Here is a 16,026-nt window from a genome sequence, read left to right on the forward strand (position 1 = left end):
GCGGTCACCCGTGCGGGGAGGGGGAGAGCGGGTCGTCGCGGTGCCGCACACCGATGTCGCCGAGGCGGGTCACGATGTCGGTGACGAGTGCCGCCTCCGCGTCCACCGGATAGAAGTGGTCCCCGGGAAAGGTCAGCAGCTCGAACCCCGCGGCCGCGACGCGGTTCCAGGCGCGCATCTCGTCATGGCTCACGCGCCGGTCGTCCGTCCCCAGGTAGGCGGTGATCGGAGCGGCGATCCTCGGGATGGCGGCGGGCCGGTAGGCGTGCAGCAGGTCGTGGTCCGCCCGCAACGCGATCATCGCCAGGTCCATCAGCTCGGGGAAGCGCAGCAGCGCCGGGTCCGCGGCCGCGGCCTGCTCGGCGAGTTGCTCGTCACCGATGGGAATCCGCCGCGCGCCGCTCGCGCACAGGTGCGGCGCCGCGTGCGCGGACACCAGCAGCGACGCCGGGGAGATCCCGTGCTCCCCGGCGAGCCTGACCGCGACCTCGTACGCGACCACGGCGCCCATGCTGTGCCCGAACAGGGCGAGCGGGCGGTCGGCCAGGGGGAGGAGCACCCGGCAGACATGGTCGACGAGGGGCTCCATCCGGTCGATCGGCCGCTCGTTGATGCGGTTCTGCCTGCCCGGGTAGCACACGGCGGACAGCTCGACGTCCTCGGGCAGGTGGTCCTGCCATCCCCGGTAGAAACTCGGCGACCCCCCGGCGTGGGGAAAGCAGACCAGCCGCAGCCGAGGCTCGGCGAGCACCTGCCGCCGGCGCAGCCACATGCACTGATCGGCCGGGATCGTCTCGGTCATGAAAGATCACTCCTTTCGAGAACCGGGCGCGGACCGCCCGCCCCGGTCTCTCCCTCGCCGTCCGCCCACGTCACGGCGAGTGCCTTCGCCAGGCCCTCGATCGTCGGAGCGACGAACAGTGCCTTGACCGGAAGCTGAACCCCGAATCGCTCCTTGCAGCGCTGGACCACCTGCAGCGCGCTCAGCGAGTGCCCGCCCAGGAGGAAGAAGTCGTCGCGCCTCCCGATCGTGTCGACACCGAGCACGTCCTGCCAGACGGCCAGCAGCTCCAGCTCGCGAGGGCTCCACTCGTCGGTGCCGCCGGCGGGTGGCGCGGCGGGGTGGCGCGGGCGAGGAGGACGTGACCGGGCGGCGGGCACGCCGGGGCGCCGCGCGGCCTGCCCCGCGCTCCCCGGCGGCTGGGCGGAGACGACCACCTGTCCCAGGGGAAGGGCCGCCAGGCACCTCTCGAAGGCCTCGACTCCCTCCTCGGGGCTCAACCCGCCGCTCAGCCCCTCACCGGTGAGCTCACGGTGGCGCCGTTCCATGTCACGGGCCATTCCCACCCCGTTCCAGCGGTCCCAGTTGATCGACAGCACCGGCAGGCCGTCACGCCGCGCGCAGAGGGCGAACGTGTCGAGGAAGGCGTTGGCCGCCCCGTAGCAGGTGAGCCCGGGAACCCCGGAGAACGAGGCCAGCGAGGAGAACAGCGCGACGAAGTCGGGAAGCGCGCCGACCTCCCGCAGGACGGAGACCAGGGTGGAGGTCCCCTCGGTCTTGGCCCGCAACGCGGTGGCGACGTCGTCCTCGGTCAGGAACTCCGCCATGCCGCCCCCCGGCACACCGGCGGCGTGGATCACTCCGTGGATCTCGCCGAACCGCGACCGTGTCTCGTCGAGAACCTCCCCGAGGCGCCGGGCGTCGGCGACGTCCGCGCCGCGCACCAGGACCTCGTCTCCCCGGCCCGCGAGGAGAGCCGTCACCGCCTCGCCCTCCCGGCTTCCGGGCCCGTGCGGCGGGAACTCCCCGGATGCTCCGCGCCCGATCAGGACGAGCCGTGCCGAGTACGTGTCCGCGAGATGCCCGGCCAGCCGCAGCCCGATCCCGCTCGTCCCCCCGGTGATCACATAGGTCCCGCCCCGGCGTATCCGGGGGCCCGTCCCCGGTGTCACCCGCAGCGGCTCGAAGTGGCGCAGCCAGCGGTGTCCTGCCCGCAGGCCGATCGGGTCCTCGCCCGGATCCCCGCCCGGATCCTCGCGGGAAGGGCGGCAGAGCTCGGCGAGGAGCTCCGTGGCTCGGATTCCGTGCTCCTTTCCGTCACCGGGATCCAGGTCCACGAGCCGGATGCGCGCGTCGGCCAGCTCGTGGCGGAGCGGCCCCGCGGCTCCGATCGTGAGGGCCGCGCGCGGGTCGAGCCGCTCGCCTCCGGTGATCTCCAGGGCGCCCCTGGTGACCAGGGAGAGATCGGCCCGCGGCCGGCCGCTCAGGGCACGGGCCAGGCCGACGACGTGGCCCAGCGGCGGGCAGGTCCGCGAGAGCGGCGGCGCTCCCCAGAGGCAGACGATCCGCAGCGGTCCGGCCGCGTCGGCCTCCACCGTCTTCAGGAGCCTTTCGTAGTCCTCCCCGCACCCGGGGTCGATCGTGATCCGGTCCGGGGCCGCGCGCTGGAACGCGCGTCCCGGGGTGACGACGACCGTGGTGGCCCCGTACTCCGCCAGCTTCACGATGATCGCCTCGGCGAGGGGGGAGGAGTCGGAGAGCAGGATCCAGCGGTGCTCCCGCACCGCCGGCCCCGGATTCGCCGGCACCTCCACGGCCCTCCTCCAGGTGACCCCGTACAGGCCGTCGGGTGAGCGTTCCGCACCGGAAAAGGCGGCGGGCTCTGTGGCGCGCACCGGGTCCGGCGGGCGGGTGACGGTGGGCGCGAAGGGATAGGGCACCGCGGGCAGCCGGAGCCGCCGTTCCGGCCAGAGCGAGGGCAGGCCGACCTCGACGCCCGCCTCCCACAACCGGCCCAGCGCGCGGAGCAGGACCTCCCTGTCGGCCCGCTCCTCCATCGGGTGGCGGGTGACGTTGACGACCACGGAGTCCGTGCCCGCCCGTACCCGGACCGGCGTGCTCAGCGTCGTGCCGGGACCCACCTCGACGAGGATCTTCGGCCCGTCGGCCAGGACGTGGTCGAGTGCGGCGTCGAACCTGACCGTCGCCCGCAGATGGGTCACCCAGTACTCGGGGTCGGCGAAGTCGGCGTCGTCGGTCCCCGTCACAGCTGAGATCAGGCGCATCGAGGGGGCACGCAGCGCGATCCCGGCGAGGAAGCCGCGAAACTCCCCGAGTACGGGGTCGACCAGGGCCGAATGCGCGGCGGTGCCGAGCGGCAGGAGGCGGCCGGTGATCCCGCGCCGGTCCAGCAGCTCCCTGACCTCGGCGATGTAGGCGGCGGGGCCGGCGAGCACGCAGGACGCCGGGCCGTTGACCACCGACAGGCACACTCCCTCTCCGAGGAAGGGCTCGACCTCCCGCTCGGAGGCCGGAACCGCCAGCATCGCCCCGTCGTGCAGCGAGGCCAGCAGCTCGCCGCGTTTGGACACGACGGCGAGGGCGTCGCGCAGCGACATGACGCCCGCGACGCAGGCCGCCGCGTACTCGCCGAGGCTGTGCCCCATCAGCAGGGAGGGGATCACCCCTTGGGACATGAGGAGCCGGGCGAGCGCGATCTCCATGACGAACACGGCGGGCAACTCCAGGGAGGGGTCGCTCTCCCCGTCCGGGACGGCGACCGGCATCGCGCCGGGCCCGTCCGCCCACAGGGCACCCAACCGCCCGGCGGCGGAGCGGTCCGGCAGCAGGTCCAGGCACTCGTCCACGGCCGCGCGGAAGACCGGCTCCTCGTGGTAGAGCTCGCGCCCCATCCCGGGATACCGCGTTCCTCCACCGGGGAACATGAACACCACGTCGGCGTTGCCCGCCCGGACTGCGGGGGCGGTTCCGCCGGTCGCGCGCCCGCGCAGCTCCGCCACGGCGTGGGAGCGGTCGCGGAAGACTCCGGCATGGCGGAAGGGGAGATGGCGGCGGCCGACCGCGAGGGTACGGGCGAGGTCGGCGAACTCGGGATCGGAGACGTCACAGAGGGCGTCCGCGCAGGCTCCGGCCATCTCGGCGAGGGCCGTCTCGTCACGCGCGGACAGCGCGACGAGCTGCCACGGAGGGGCCGGGGCGGTGGGCGGGCGCGGCGGCGGCTCCTCAAGGATCACGTGGGCGTTGGTGCCGCCGATGCCGAAGGAGCTGACGGCCGCCCGGCGGGGGACATCCGTGAGCGGCCAGTCCTCCTCCGCCGCCGCGAGGCGGAACGGGCTCGTCTCGAAGTCGATCTCAGGGTTGGGGTGCGGTGAGACGACGGGGCTGGGCGGGATCCGGCCGTGCCGGACCATCAGCGCGGCCTTGATGAAACCGGCCACTCCGGCTGCCGCGTCGGTGTGCCCGATGTTCGATTTCACCGAGCCCAGCCGGCAGTATCCACGCCCGGTCGCCCCCGCCGCCCGGTAGGCCCGGGTCAGCGCGGTGACCTCCACCGCGTCTCCGAGCGCCGTGGCCGTTCCGTGGGCCTCGACGTAGGCGACGGTGTCCGGATCGACGCCGGAGACCGCGAGCGCGGCCTCCACCGCGGCCTGCTGGCCGCGGACGCCGGGTGCCGCGTAGCTGAGCTTGTCCGAACCGTCGTTGGTGACCGCGCTTCCGGTGACCACCGCGTAGACGCGGTCGCCGTCGGCCAGGGCGTCCCCGAGCCTGCGCAGCACCACGATCCCGAGGCCGTCCGCGGGGACGAACCCCGACGCGTCCCGGTCGAAGGACCGGACATGGCCGTCGGCGGACCAGACGCCGCCCTCCTGGTGCAGGTAGCCCTGCCTGCGCAGCGGCGTCCAGGAGACCCCGCCGGCCAGGGCCATGTCACAGTCGTGGGTGATGAGCGCCCGGCAGGCGAGGTGGATCGCGACGAGCGAAGTGGAGCAGGCGGCCTGCACGGTGATGCTCGGCCCGGTCAGGCCGAGCTTGTAGGAGGCCCGGGTGGAGAGGAAGTCCTTGTCGTCGGCGGCCGCCAGGAGGTCCGCGGAGGTGCCGAGAAAGGCCCCGCGGTCCCTGTCCCGGTGCGTGCCGAGGGTCTGCCCCGCGTAGACGCCGATGGTGCCGGGGAAGTGGTCGGGCGCGTGGCCGGTGTCGTCCAGGGCATGCCAGGCGGCTTCGAGGAACATGCGTTGCTGCGGGTCCATGAGGGCCGCCTCACGCGCCGAGTAGCCGAAGAAGGAGGCGTCGAACCGGTCGGCGTCCCAGAGGATGCCACCGGCGGGAACGAGCTCGGGATCGGCGAGGCGCGCCTCGCTCGCCCCGCCCTCCCGCAGCTCGTCCGGGGTGAGCTCGGAGATGCCCCGGCGGCCCTCGGCGATGAGGCGCCAGTATTCGGCGACGTCGCGCGCGCCGGGAAAGCGGCAGGCGATGCCGACGACCGCGATGTCGGCGCCCGAGACGCCGACGCCCGCGATGTCGGCGCCGTCCGCGTTCGTCGGTTTCAACTCTGTCGTCCTTTCCAGCGGCGTTCCTCCAGTGACCGGCTTCCGGCGAGCAGGTTCCTCCTGCTCGCCGCGGCCGTCGCGAGGTCTCGCCCGGACCGGTCACGATCCCCGGTGCGCGTGTCGAGAAGTGCCGCGAGCGACCGCACGTCGGGGGCCGCGATGAGGTCGGCGACGGGGAGCAGGACCCCCCGGCGTTCGTGGATGTCGGCCTGGAGGGTGATGAGGTCGACCGAGGTCCCGCCCAGCTCGAAGAAGTTCTCCTCCGCGCCGACCTCGTCGAGTCCCAGGAGCAGCCCCACCATCTCGGCCACCTCCCGCTCTCCCGGGCGCGAGGACAGCGCGTGGCCGTGCCGCGGCCGGCCGCCCGCCGGGCTTGGCAGCGCCGCGCGGTCGACCTTGCCGTGGGAGGTCAGCGGGAGCCGGTCCAGCGTCACGAAGAGCGACGGGATCATGTACGGGGGGAGCTGACCGGCGAGCAGCTCGCGCAACTCGCCGGCGGGAACCCCCGGCCCCCGCGAGAGCTGCGCGTACGCGGTGAGCCTGGCGGTTCCGGTCTCCTCACCGGTGGTGGTCACCGCCGCTCCGGTGACGCGCGGGTGGCGCATCAGGGCCGCCTCGACCTCGCCGGGTTCGATCCGGTATCCCCGGACGTTGAGCTGCTCGTCGATCCGCCCCACGAAGTCGATCTCTCCCCCTGCCAGCCGCCGGGCGAGGTCGCCGGTACGGTACAGGCGCGCGCCCGGGCGCCCCGCGAACCTGTCGGGGACGAACCTCTCGCGGGTCAGGTCGGGCCGCTTCAGATATCCCCGCGCCACACCGCGCCCTCCGACGCACAGTTCGCCGGTCTCCCCCTCCGCGACCGGGTCACCCGCCGCGTCGAGGATGTGGACCTCGACCCCGGCCAGCGGGCGTCCGACGGACGGCCTGCCCGCCCCCGGCCGGCAGCGCCCCGCCGTCGCGGACACGGTGGCCTCCGTCGGACCGTAGGCGTTGAACAGGCGCACCCTGGACGCCCACCGCTCCACCAGGAACTCCGGCAGCGCCTCGCCACCCGAGGTGAGGGTGGTGACCGGTACCGGGACGTCCTCGGGCAGGGTGGCCAGCAGCGACGGGGCGCCGGACAGGTGGGTGATGTCCAGCTCGCACAGGACGCGGCTCAGCTCGCGGCCGTACAGCGGCACCCCGGCCTCGGGGACGCACAGGGTCGCGCCGTTGAGCAGGCTCATCGCGAACTCCCAGACCCAGGCGTCGAACGTGAACGGCGCGAACTGCAGGACGCGGGCCCCTTCGAGGTCGCCGAAGAGCAGCCGCAGCCCCTCCGCCAGGTTGGTCACGCCGCCGTGGTCCACCAGCACGCCCTTGGGGGTACCGGTCGATCCGGAGGTGTAGAGCACGTAGGCGAGGCTGTCGGCCCGGGTCGCCGGTGCGGCGCCCCCCTTCGCCGATCCCGTGGCGGGATCCGGCCTTCCGAGGTCCGGCCGTACCGAGCGCAGGCCGTGTCCCGGCAGCAGTTCCTCCGGGTCCCGGTCGGCGACGACGATCCGGGCGCCCGTGTCGGACAGCACCAGCTCGTTCCGTCCCACCGGGTGCGACGGCGGCAGGGGCACGTAGGCGCCACCAGCCTTCCAGATGGCCAGGACCGCAGCGGGCAGCAGGAAGGAGCGCTCCATCAGCACCCCCACCGTGTCGCCCGCCCGCACCCCCGCCGCCACGAGCTCACCGGCCAGGACCCTGGCGTGCTCGCGCAGCTCCGCGTACGTCATCCGCCCGCCCGGGTGGACGAGAGCGTCACGCTCGGGCGCGACCTCGGCCCATCTCTCGAAGAGATGGTCGGCACCGGCCGCGCCGCCGGCCGGTTCAAACCCGTGCATGCTTCCCCTCAGCGGTTATGGACGGCCGCTCGGCGGCTGCGGAACTGTTCGGTGAGCACCGCCACGTGCTCGCGCCGGTAGCCCTGGTCCATCGCCCTCTGCACGCGCTCACGCATCACGCCCAGGTAGGACTGGTCGATCCCGGCCCGCTCCGCGATGCCGGTCAGGTTGTCGAGGACGTCCAGGTGCGAGGTCAGCGGAGCCTGCTCGAAGGTGTAGTCACGGCGCGCGATGAGACCGAGACCGACGCCGATCGTGTTCTGGAAACCGGGGTCGTAGAGCGGCACGGATTCGGCGAAGTCGTTGAGGGGGACGCCCAGGCTCTCCGCGATGGCCGAGCATTCCAGGAAGCCGTTGACGAACGCGTAGTAGAAGGCGCTGGACACGACGTGGTAGGCCTTCGCGTAACCGGGATCGGAGCCCAGACGCACCTGCTTGCCGGAGAGCGCCTCGGTCACGCCCGCCAGTTCCTTGAAGTCCTCGGCCGCCCCGCCGTAGACGGTGAAGCAGTCCTCGGTGCCGATGGCGTCCGGGTAGTTGAGGATCGCCGCCTCCAGGTATCTGCCTCCCGCGGCCTCGACCCGCGCTCGCAGCGGGGTGACGTCGTCGGGGACGCCGCTGGCGTTCTGCACGACGAGCCTGCCGGAGAGATCGGCCGCGGCCCCGTCCAGGACCCGGTGGGTGACCTCGTAGTTGAGCAGGCAGAACAGCACGATCGGGGAGTCCTCGATCGCGGCGGCCGCCTTCTCGTGGATGCGGACGTTCCTTCCCGCGAGCCTCTCCGACCGTTCGGGCGTGCGGTTCCAGACCGAGACCTCAAGGCCGGAGTCGGCGCAGGCCCGCACCACCGCGGAACCGATCACGCCGGTTCCGATGACTGTCATGTCCGCCATGTCAGTGCTCCATCCTGTTGAAGGTCATGACCACTCCACCGACCTCGGTGGCGTCCGCCCAGGCCGCGAAGGTGTCGAGCAGCCGCTCGGTGCCGGCCCTGGCCTCAAGCCGCTCCCGGAGCGCCCATACGAGCCGGGGGAAGGAATCGCGCACGTTCTCCGTGATGTCGACGAGTTCGGTGACCGCCATCCCCGCCTCCCGCGCCGCCGACAGGTGGTCCTCGGGCGCGTCGAGCGACACGGCGTTCAGCATGGCCAGATAGGGGCCGATGCGCCCGCGAATCTCCTCCGTCATCGGAACCCGCAGGTAGGGCGTCTCGACCACCAGGCGCCCCTGCGGGCGCAGGACCCTGGCGATGTTCCGGTAGAGATCGGCGATGTCGAAGTGCGGGGTGACCTCGAAGGCCAGCACCGCGTCGAACGAGGCGGTGGCGAACGGCAGGTCCAGCGCGTCGACGCGCCGGAAGTCCACCATCTCCGCCACCCCGTGCGCCGCGGCGTGCTCCGCCCCGTTGCGCAGTGCCTGTCGGTCGATGTCGATCGCGACGACCCGCGCCCCGAACGTCCGGGCCAGGCGCACCGCCGGACGGCCGTTGCCGCAGCCCACGTCCAGCACCTGCGAGCCGGGGCCCACGTCCAGCCGGGCCAGCACGAAGTCGGTCATCCGCTCCGTGGCCTCGGAGATCGTGGTGTCGTCGTCGGGCCCCGCCCAGAAGCCGTAGTGCCGGTCGGGTCCCGCCGTCTCGCCCACCAGTGCGGCGAGCTCGTTGTAGGTTGACTCGATCTCCGAGGGAGCCGTTCTGACGTTTCCCGCGTCCACCCGGAGTTCGGAGTCCTCACCATCCAGACCAGAAATGAGAAACCTCCCGAACCGGCACCAATAATCTTAAATTGCCGATCGAATTAATTCCCCGGCCGAGCGAAACAGTAGCAGCGGGGGCCGACACAGTCGACGACCTCGAATATCGGTTTCCCACCCATTCGGGTCAACACTTCCACGAACGTCGGTACCGGTACACCCCCCTTTCGCCATAAAACCATTTATCGACAAAGGGCACCGAAAATCGGATCTGTCTTTCTTGGTTTTGCCTTTCCCGCTTCACGGGTAATCCCGCTACGGAAGCCGGACCGCCTCCGCGGATGGTGAACCAAACGACTGTCGGCACCATTGCCCACAAAACGGATAACCGACTCAGGCTGATGGGCGTCAACGGCGGCGCCGAGGTCCGGCGCGGTGGCCGATTCCGGACTTGAACCCAGGCCAGCGAACCGAGTCATTCACCGGAGAGACCGTGGACATCATTCCCGAGCCCGTCGACTACCCTTTCGGTAAGCCCATCCGTCTCGACGTCGACTCCGAATACACGCGGTGCCGCGAGCGGCCGGGGCTGACCAGGGTCCGCCCGCCCTACGGTGACGACGCCTGGCTGGTGACCCGCTACCACGACATGCGTTCGGTGCTGCGCGACCGCCGTTTCGTCCGGACGCCCCCCACCGGCGGCGACGAGGCGCGCCTCACCGTCCTGCCGCTCCAGGACAGCATCCTCAACACCGACCCGCCGCAGCAGACCCGGCTGCGCCGGGTGCTGGCGAGCGGGCTCAGATTCAACACCGAGCGGATCCACCTGCTCCGATCGATCGCCGAGCAGCGTTCCCTTACGCTCATGGCCGGGTTCGCCGACACGCCTCCCCCGTACGATCTGGTCGGCGACTACATCAAGCCACTGGTCGTGGAGGTGCTGTGTCCGCTGATCGGGATCCCCAAGCAGGACCTCGCGATCTTCCTTAACTGGTTCGAGGGGTTCGCCAGCACCACACTGGCCGCCGACGTCGTGGAGGCCAGGGTCGAGGAGATCTCCCGCTACACCGACCGGCTCATCGCCGCCCGGCGCGCGGAGCCGAGGGACGACCTCGTCAGCGTCCTCGCCCACGCCCTGGACGAGGAGGGTCCCGACGGCGCTCCCGCCGAGGACGGGGGGCTCGCCGAGGCGGAGATCAAGGAACTGGTCAACGACATCCTGCTGGCGATCGACAACGTCTCGACACAGCTGACGAACGCCTTCTATCTCCTGCTCACCTCACCCGGGAAGCTGGCGGAGCTGCGCGCGGATCCCGGGCTCATCCCGGCGGCCGTCGACGAACTCATACGCTACGCGCCGTTCCCCTCACACGTCACCTTCGCCCGTTACGCCACCGAGGACGTGGAGGTGGGTGGAACGCTGGTGCGCGCGGGAGAGCAGGTGCTACCCGCCCTCCCCTCGGGCAACCACGATCCGTCGGTGTTCGCCAACCCCGGCGAGCTCGACTTCCACCGCGGTTCCAACCCGCACCTGTCCTTCGGGTACGGAACGCACCACTGCATGGGGGCGCCCCTGGTGCGCATGCTGATAGGGGTCGCGATCTCCTCGCTGTCGGAGTGCCCGCCGATGCGCCTCGCCGTCTCGGATGACGAACTGCCGTGGCGCTCGGATCTGCTGATCCGCCGCGTGGAGACACTGCCCGTCACCCGGTGACGCCGCGCCCGGCACTCACCGGAGAAGGACCGCGTGAAAAAGGTGGCGGTCGCCGACCGCACGACCGCCACCCTCGTCATCCTGACTATTTCACCTGACCGAAGACCTGGCCGGTACGTGAGGTGAGCTCGCCGACGAAGAAGTCGCGGCAGGCCCTGAAGTATTCCTCGCTGCTGATCTGGCCGTCGCGGTTGGTGTCGATATTGCCCGCCCCCTTCTCCGCCTCGCTGCTGGACAGCCCCCAGGCCTGCAGCAGCTTCGCGTACTCGGATGGGGACAGGAGTCCGTCGTCGTCGATGTCGGCCGCCGCGAACTCGGCATCGGTCACCGGGCGAAGGAGCTTCTCGGCGTTCTCCTTCTTGGCGTTGTTCTCCATGTAGGAGCGGAACTCCTCCTTGGAGATCTCCTCGTTCCTGTCGGCGTCCATGGCCTCGGCCATGGCCATCCAGGCCCGGTCGTACGCCTCCGTGAGGCGGCGCCCCTTGGCGGATCCCTTCTCGTAGCCGAAGTGCTTGAGGGTCCTGTCCGCCAGAGCCTGCAGGTCGCTGTGCTGGATCCTGCCGTCGCCGTTGACGTCGACCAGCTTGAACCAGTGGTCCGATTTGCGGGCAATAGCGTCTATAGCCATTATTTGCTCCATTCATATGACGGCCTACTTCTGTGACCGAAATACCCGTAGCGGAGCAACAAAAAAACCAAAGAATGAGAAATTCTGACAGCTTTCAGGAAAAGCCCAGCCGGACTATTCACGAAAAATCAGAGATATTCACACTCGAACGAGAGCCGTTGGGGGAGGAACCGGCGTCACCGGTAGCGGAAGCCGTCGAGGAACCGGCGGAAGACACCGCCCACCCGGGGCAGGGGCTCGGCCGACGGCGGTGCCACCGCGCGCTGCCTGGCGATGGGCTGATCGTAGTCGGTCCGCGCGATGGCGTCGACGACCTGGGCCTCGTCGAAGTCCTCGGACCCCTCGATCACCGGCACGAAACCGACCAGCATCCCGTTCCGCATCACCAGTGCTTCGAGCCCCGCCGTACCGTCGGTGTCCCAGTCCGCCTCACGCCCACCGGGCAGCAGGACCCGGACCCCGAACTGGTAGCCGCCTCTCGCCAGTTGAGCGTTGATGCCACGGTCACGCAACGCGTCGACCACCCGCCTGGCCCGATTCTCATCCACCCCTCCCACCGTAACCGGCCCCGGTCACCCGTGAGCACCCGCGCGGGACCCGGCCGGATGGCCCGGCACGCGGATCGGTCCGGTGATGAACCGTGAGGATCGCCGGTCCGACGTCGAACGACTTGTCCGGCAGGGGCGGGCCCGGCGGTTCGAGGGATGCCGCGGGTGGCCCCTCAGCGACTCCGCAACGGCTGTTTCGAGCTTCTCCACCCTCCGCCCGGAGCCGATGCCTACAGCCTGTCCACCCTGCGCAGGAATCCGCGCACGTCCAGGAAGTCGGCGAGCGACCGGCGGTGCTCCTCACAGGCCGTCCAGACCTTCTCTCGCCCGGGCGGGTGAATCTTCGGGTTGTTCCAGATCACGGCGTACACCGCCGCCTCCTGGCAACCCTTCGCCGAGCAGATCGTCGGCTCGCTCATCCGCGGCACACCGCTGCCCACGAGATCCCGTGCCCGTCCTTGACCCGGCCCACTGCGAGAGCGCTCAGCCGGAGCGTCGACTCATCCATGCGTTCAGCCTGTCATGCCACTGTGACTCCGGGGAGGGCGGTACCCGGATCACCCGGCCCCGCCCCGGAGAACACCAGGTGCGCGTGCACGACGGCCCGGAAAGGAGCGATCGGTCAGCCGAGGATGCCGCGTTCGTACGCGACCGCGACGGCCGCGGCCCGGTCCTTGACCCCCAGCTTGCCGTAGATATGGGTGAGATGGGTCTTGGCGGTCGCCTCGCTGATGAACAGCACGGCGGCGATCTCGCGGTTCGAGGTGCCCTTGGCGACGAGTACGAGCACCTCACGCTCCCTGGCGCTGAGCGTTTCGTTGCCCGGCGCCCTCATCCGCGAGACCAGGCGCGAGGCCACCGCGGGTGACAGCACCGTCCGGCCCTCGGCCGCCGCTCGTACGGCGGTGAAGAGCTCGTCGCGCGGCGCGTCCTTGAGCAGGTAGCCGGTGGCGCCGGCCTCGATCGCCGGCAGGGTGTCGGAGTCGGTGTCATAGGTGGTGAGGACGAGCACCCTGCTACGCAGCCCGCGGCGGGTCAGCTCGGCGATCGCCTCGACTCCGCCGCCGCCGGGCATCCGCAGGTCCATCAGGACCACGTCGGGGTCGAGGCGGGCGGTGAGCGCGACCGCTTCGGCTCCGTCGGAGGCCTCGCCGAGAACCTCGAAGTCAGCGGACGCGGCGAACATGCCGTGCAGCCCGTCGCGTACCACGGGATGGTCGTCGACGATCAGCAGGGTGATGATCCGCTCAGCCATGGCTCAGCAACGGTACGCGCGCCGAGACGGCTGTGCCGTATCCCGGCTCGGACTCGATCTCGACCGTCCCCGCGATGCGTTCGGCACGGGCGCGCATGCCGCCGAGGCCGAAGCCGCGTGTGGTTTCGCGCCGGGGCAGCGTGTGCGGGTCGAAGCCGCAGCCGTTGTCGCGGACATCCAGGCTCACCTCGTCCTCCATGTACGAAAGGGTGACGCCGACCCGCGTGGCACGGGCGTGCCGACCGGCGTTGGCGAGTGTCTCCTGGGCGATGCGGAGCACGGTGGCCTCGATCTCACCGTGCAGCGCCTCGACGGTACCGGTGACGGTGAACTCGGCCCGCACGCCCGTCGAGACGGACCACGTCTCGACGATGTTCTTCAGCGCCTCGGGCAGCGTGTCGTGCTCCAGCGCTCCGGGACCGAGGTTCTGGACCGAGCGGCGGGCCTCTCCCAGGCTGTGGCGGGCGAGGGCCGCGGCGCGCTCGACGTGGTCGCCGGCGACCGCGGGGTCGGCGCTGTCGGCGGCCGCCTGGAGCTGGGTGACGATACCGGCCAGGCCCTGGGCGATGGTGTCGTGGATCTCGGCGGCCAGGCGCCTGCGTTCGTCGTTGACACCTGCCTCGCGGGCTTGCACGAGGAGTTGGGCCTGCAGCCCCGCGTTCTCCCGCATTGCCTGCTCAAGACGGGTGTTGGCACTCTCCAGCTCCGCGATGGTGGCGGCCCTCGCCCTGGCGTGCTCGGCCTCCTTGACCCTGATGCTGCCGAAGACGAGGGTGAGCGAGGCGTTGAGCGCGAAGAGCACGCCGAAGGCGACCCACTGCGTTCCATCGGCGGGCGGCATACCGCCGGACTGCGAACCGGCCATGGTCACGGCGGTGGCGAGCAGTCCGGCATACATCTGGCGGCGTGGCAGCAGCCGGTCGGCGTCGAAGTAGCCGATCACCACGTAGATGGCGAAGAACGGGTTCAGCCAGGTGAGCACGGAGCCGAGCGTGAGGCGTGCGACGTAGTAGACCCGGCCCACCATGTCGTACTCGGGCAGGCCGGAACCGGTGCCGCTCCACCACAGCTGCAGGGCCAGCGCGGCCACGGCGAGCACCCAGGCCGCGTGCCTCTCGTCACGGGTCATCAGCATGTCGCCCGAGGCGATCGAGACCAGGCCGGCGAGACCGAGCAGAACGTACGGCCCCCAGCGGAAGAACTGGTTCCCTCGCTTCTCGGCAGTCGTGTCGCCCGCCATCCGCGCGGCCCTCCTTATCTGCGCTACTCCCAACGGAACCAGCGTGACGCGGCACCGAGCAGGATCACAGTCCACAGTGCCGTGACACCGAGGTGCGACCAACCGGGCCAGTCACCCGCCGCCGCCTGGTTCAGCGCCTGCGAGGCCGCCCCGAACGGGGTGAACTCGACGATGCGCCGCAGGATATCCGGCATCGCCTGGACCGGAAACCAGACGCCCGCGGTGAACATGGCCGGGAAGAAGACCGCCGAGCCGAGGGCGGCGGAGATCTTCGTGGTGCGGGAGAGCGCGGCGATCGTCGCGCCCATCGCGAGCGCGCCGAGCGTGGTGAGGACCAGTGCCAGCGCGTAACCGAAGAGCTGCCCGGGGAGCGCCACGTCGAAGGCGAGGCGGCCCACGGCCATCGCGACGACCGCCGCGCACAGGGCGGCCGCGCCGTGCAGCACGATCTGCACCCCCAGCAGCGAGACGGGCCGCACCGGGGTGGTCGACATGCGACGCAGGATGCCACGCTCCCGGTAGCCGGTGAGGACTGGCGGCATGGCCTGCAGCCCGGCCATGATCATGGCGAGGAGCACGACCACGGGGACGTACAGATCGATGACCCGCAGGCCGCCGAGCGCCGGGTCGGCCTCCCGGAAGGACGGGATCAGGCCGAGGATCGTCAGCAGCAGGGTCGGGAAGCCGATTATCCAGAACAGGCTGCCGAGCTCGCGGCCGAAGAGCCTGATCTCGGACTTCAGCACAGCGGTGGATGCGGACATGTCAGTCCTCCTGTTCCGTGAGGTCTGTCGTGAGGTCTGTCGTGAGGTCTGTCGTGAGGTCGAGGAACGCGTCGTCCAGCGTGGCGTCGGCGACGCGCAGTTGCCGGGCGGTGATCTGCTGCCGGGCGAGCAGTGAGATCACCGCGTTGACCGTCTCGTCGGTCCCGTTGATGACCAGCCGGTCGCCCTTCCGCTCCACCGAGGTGACCGCGGGCAGCATGGCCAGTTCGCCGTCGTCCAGCGGCCGCGAGGGCGTGAACGAGATGACTGTCGAGTTCGCGGTGCGGCCGATGAGTCCCGCCGGGGTGTCCAGGGCGGCGACCCTGCCCGCGTTGATCACGGCGACGCGGTCGCACAACTGCTGGGCCTCCTCCATGAAATGGGTGACCAGCAGGACGGTCACCCCTCCGTCCCGGACCTCCTGGATGAGCTTCCAGGTGTCGCGGCGAGCGCGCGGGTCCAGGCCCGTGGTGAGCTCGTCGAGCACGACGACCCTGGGGTTGCCGATGAGGGCCAGGGCGATGAACAGCCGCTGCTTCTGACCGCCCGAGAGCTTGCCGAAGCGGGTGGCCAGCCGGTCGGCGAGACCGAGCCGGTCGGCGAGCGAGCGCCAGTCGGCCGGTCTCGGGTAGAAGGCGCTGTAGAGCTCCAGCGCCTCTCGCACGGTGAGCTTCGCCTGCAGCTCACTCTCCTGCAACTGCGCGCCGAGAAACCGGGTCACCTGTGCGTGGTCGGAGACCGGGTCGAGACCGGCGACCCGGACCGTGCCGGCGTCGGGCACCCGCAGTCCCTCGACGCATTCCACGGTCGTCGTCTTGCCCGCGCCGTTCGGGCCGAGGATTCCGAAGATCTCCCCCTCCTGCACGGCGAAGGACACCCCGTCCACGACGGGTCTGCCCCCGTACGCCTTGCGCAGCCCGCTGACTTCGATGATCGTCATACCTTGAGAATCCCGGTGGGCGGCG

The 16,026-nt window shown here is 70.9% G+C and carries 13 protein-coding genes; 1 reads left to right on the forward strand and 12 read right to left on the reverse strand.

Annotation, left to right across the window (positions count from 1 at the left end):
* Positions 1–4 precede the first annotated feature (4 nt).
* From ABT130_RS13600 to ABT130_RS13620, 5 genes are read right to left on the reverse strand one after another with little or no spacing between them, the layout of a single operon-like run.
* Complete coding sequence (locus ABT130_RS13600) at positions 5–802, reverse strand: thioesterase II family protein (protein ID WP_350955509.1); 798 nt, start codon at positions 800–802, stop codon at positions 5–7.
* Positions 799–5,349, reverse strand: a complete 4,551-nt coding sequence (locus ABT130_RS13605; RefSeq protein ID WP_350955511.1) for a type I polyketide synthase — start codon at positions 5,347–5,349, stop codon at positions 799–801. The genes ABT130_RS13600 and ABT130_RS13605 overlap by 4 nt, the downstream gene beginning before the upstream one ends.
* A complete protein-coding gene (locus ABT130_RS13610) occupies positions 5,346–7,220 on the reverse strand; it encodes a non-ribosomal peptide synthetase (RefSeq protein ID WP_350955513.1) in 1,875 nt (624 codons plus the stop codon). Before ABT130_RS13610 ends, ABT130_RS13605 begins: the two co-directional genes overlap by 4 nt.
* An 8-nt stretch (positions 7,221–7,228) precedes the next feature.
* Complete coding sequence (locus tag ABT130_RS13615) at positions 7,229–8,113, reverse strand: NAD(P)-dependent oxidoreductase (protein ID WP_350915473.1); 885 nt, start codon at positions 8,111–8,113, stop codon at positions 7,229–7,231.
* Between the two features lies 1 nt (position 8,114).
* Positions 8,115–8,933 carry an SAM-dependent methyltransferase gene (locus tag ABT130_RS13620; RefSeq protein ID WP_350955515.1) on the reverse strand — a complete coding sequence of 273 codons (819 nt, stop codon included), beginning with the start codon at positions 8,931–8,933 and terminating at the stop codon, positions 8,115–8,117.
* 472 nt (positions 8,934–9,405) lie between these two features.
* Between ABT130_RS13620 and ABT130_RS13625 the strand changes: the two genes are divergently transcribed.
* Entirely contained in the window at positions 9,406–10,626 is a 1,221-nt protein-coding gene (locus ABT130_RS13625; protein WP_350915477.1) for a cytochrome P450, read from the forward strand.
* An 85-nt stretch (positions 10,627–10,711) separates the two neighbouring features.
* Here the strand turns inward: ABT130_RS13625 and ABT130_RS13630 are convergent, their stop codons facing one another.
* The 7 genes from ABT130_RS13630 to ABT130_RS13660 all read right to left on the reverse strand — a co-directional run bounded on the left by ABT130_RS13630 (position 10,712) and on the right by ABT130_RS13660 (position 16,001).
* Positions 10,712–11,254 carry an EF-hand domain-containing protein gene (locus ABT130_RS13630; protein ID WP_350915479.1) on the reverse strand — a complete coding sequence of 181 codons (543 nt, stop codon included), beginning with the start codon at positions 11,252–11,254 and terminating at the stop codon, positions 10,712–10,714.
* A 176-nt stretch (positions 11,255–11,430) separates the two neighbouring features.
* The gene (locus ABT130_RS13635; protein ID WP_350955517.1) at positions 11,431–11,802 is read right to left on the reverse strand and encodes a hypothetical protein; all 372 of its coding nucleotides are present in this window, start codon (positions 11,800–11,802) and stop codon (positions 11,431–11,433) included.
* 230 nt (positions 11,803–12,032) lie between these two features.
* The gene (locus ABT130_RS13640) at positions 12,033–12,221 is read right to left on the reverse strand and encodes a hypothetical protein (protein WP_350915483.1); all 189 of its coding nucleotides are present in this window, start codon (positions 12,219–12,221) and stop codon (positions 12,033–12,035) included.
* Positions 12,222–12,424: 203 nt separating this feature from the next.
* Positions 12,425–13,057 (reverse strand): response regulator, encoded by a 633-nt coding sequence (locus ABT130_RS13645; RefSeq protein WP_350915485.1) that lies wholly within the window; start codon positions 13,055–13,057, stop codon positions 12,425–12,427.
* Entirely contained in the window at positions 13,050–14,297 is a 1,248-nt protein-coding gene (locus ABT130_RS13650; RefSeq protein WP_350955519.1) for a sensor histidine kinase, read from the reverse strand. The genes ABT130_RS13645 and ABT130_RS13650 overlap by 8 nt, the downstream gene beginning before the upstream one ends.
* A gap of 23 nt (positions 14,298–14,320) precedes the next feature.
* A complete protein-coding gene (locus tag ABT130_RS13655) occupies positions 14,321–15,061 on the reverse strand; it encodes an ABC transporter permease (RefSeq protein WP_350955521.1) in 741 nt (246 codons plus the stop codon).
* 1 nt (position 15,062) lies between these two features.
* Entirely contained in the window at positions 15,063–16,001 is a 939-nt protein-coding gene (locus ABT130_RS13660; protein WP_350955523.1) for an ABC transporter ATP-binding protein, read from the reverse strand.
* Between the last annotated feature and the right edge of the window lie 25 nt (positions 16,002–16,026).

Origin of the sequence: Streptosporangium sp. NPDC001681, from assembly GCF_040298085.1 — a bacterium.
Classification (GTDB): domain Bacteria; phylum Actinomycetota; class Actinomycetes; order Streptosporangiales; family Streptosporangiaceae; genus Streptosporangium.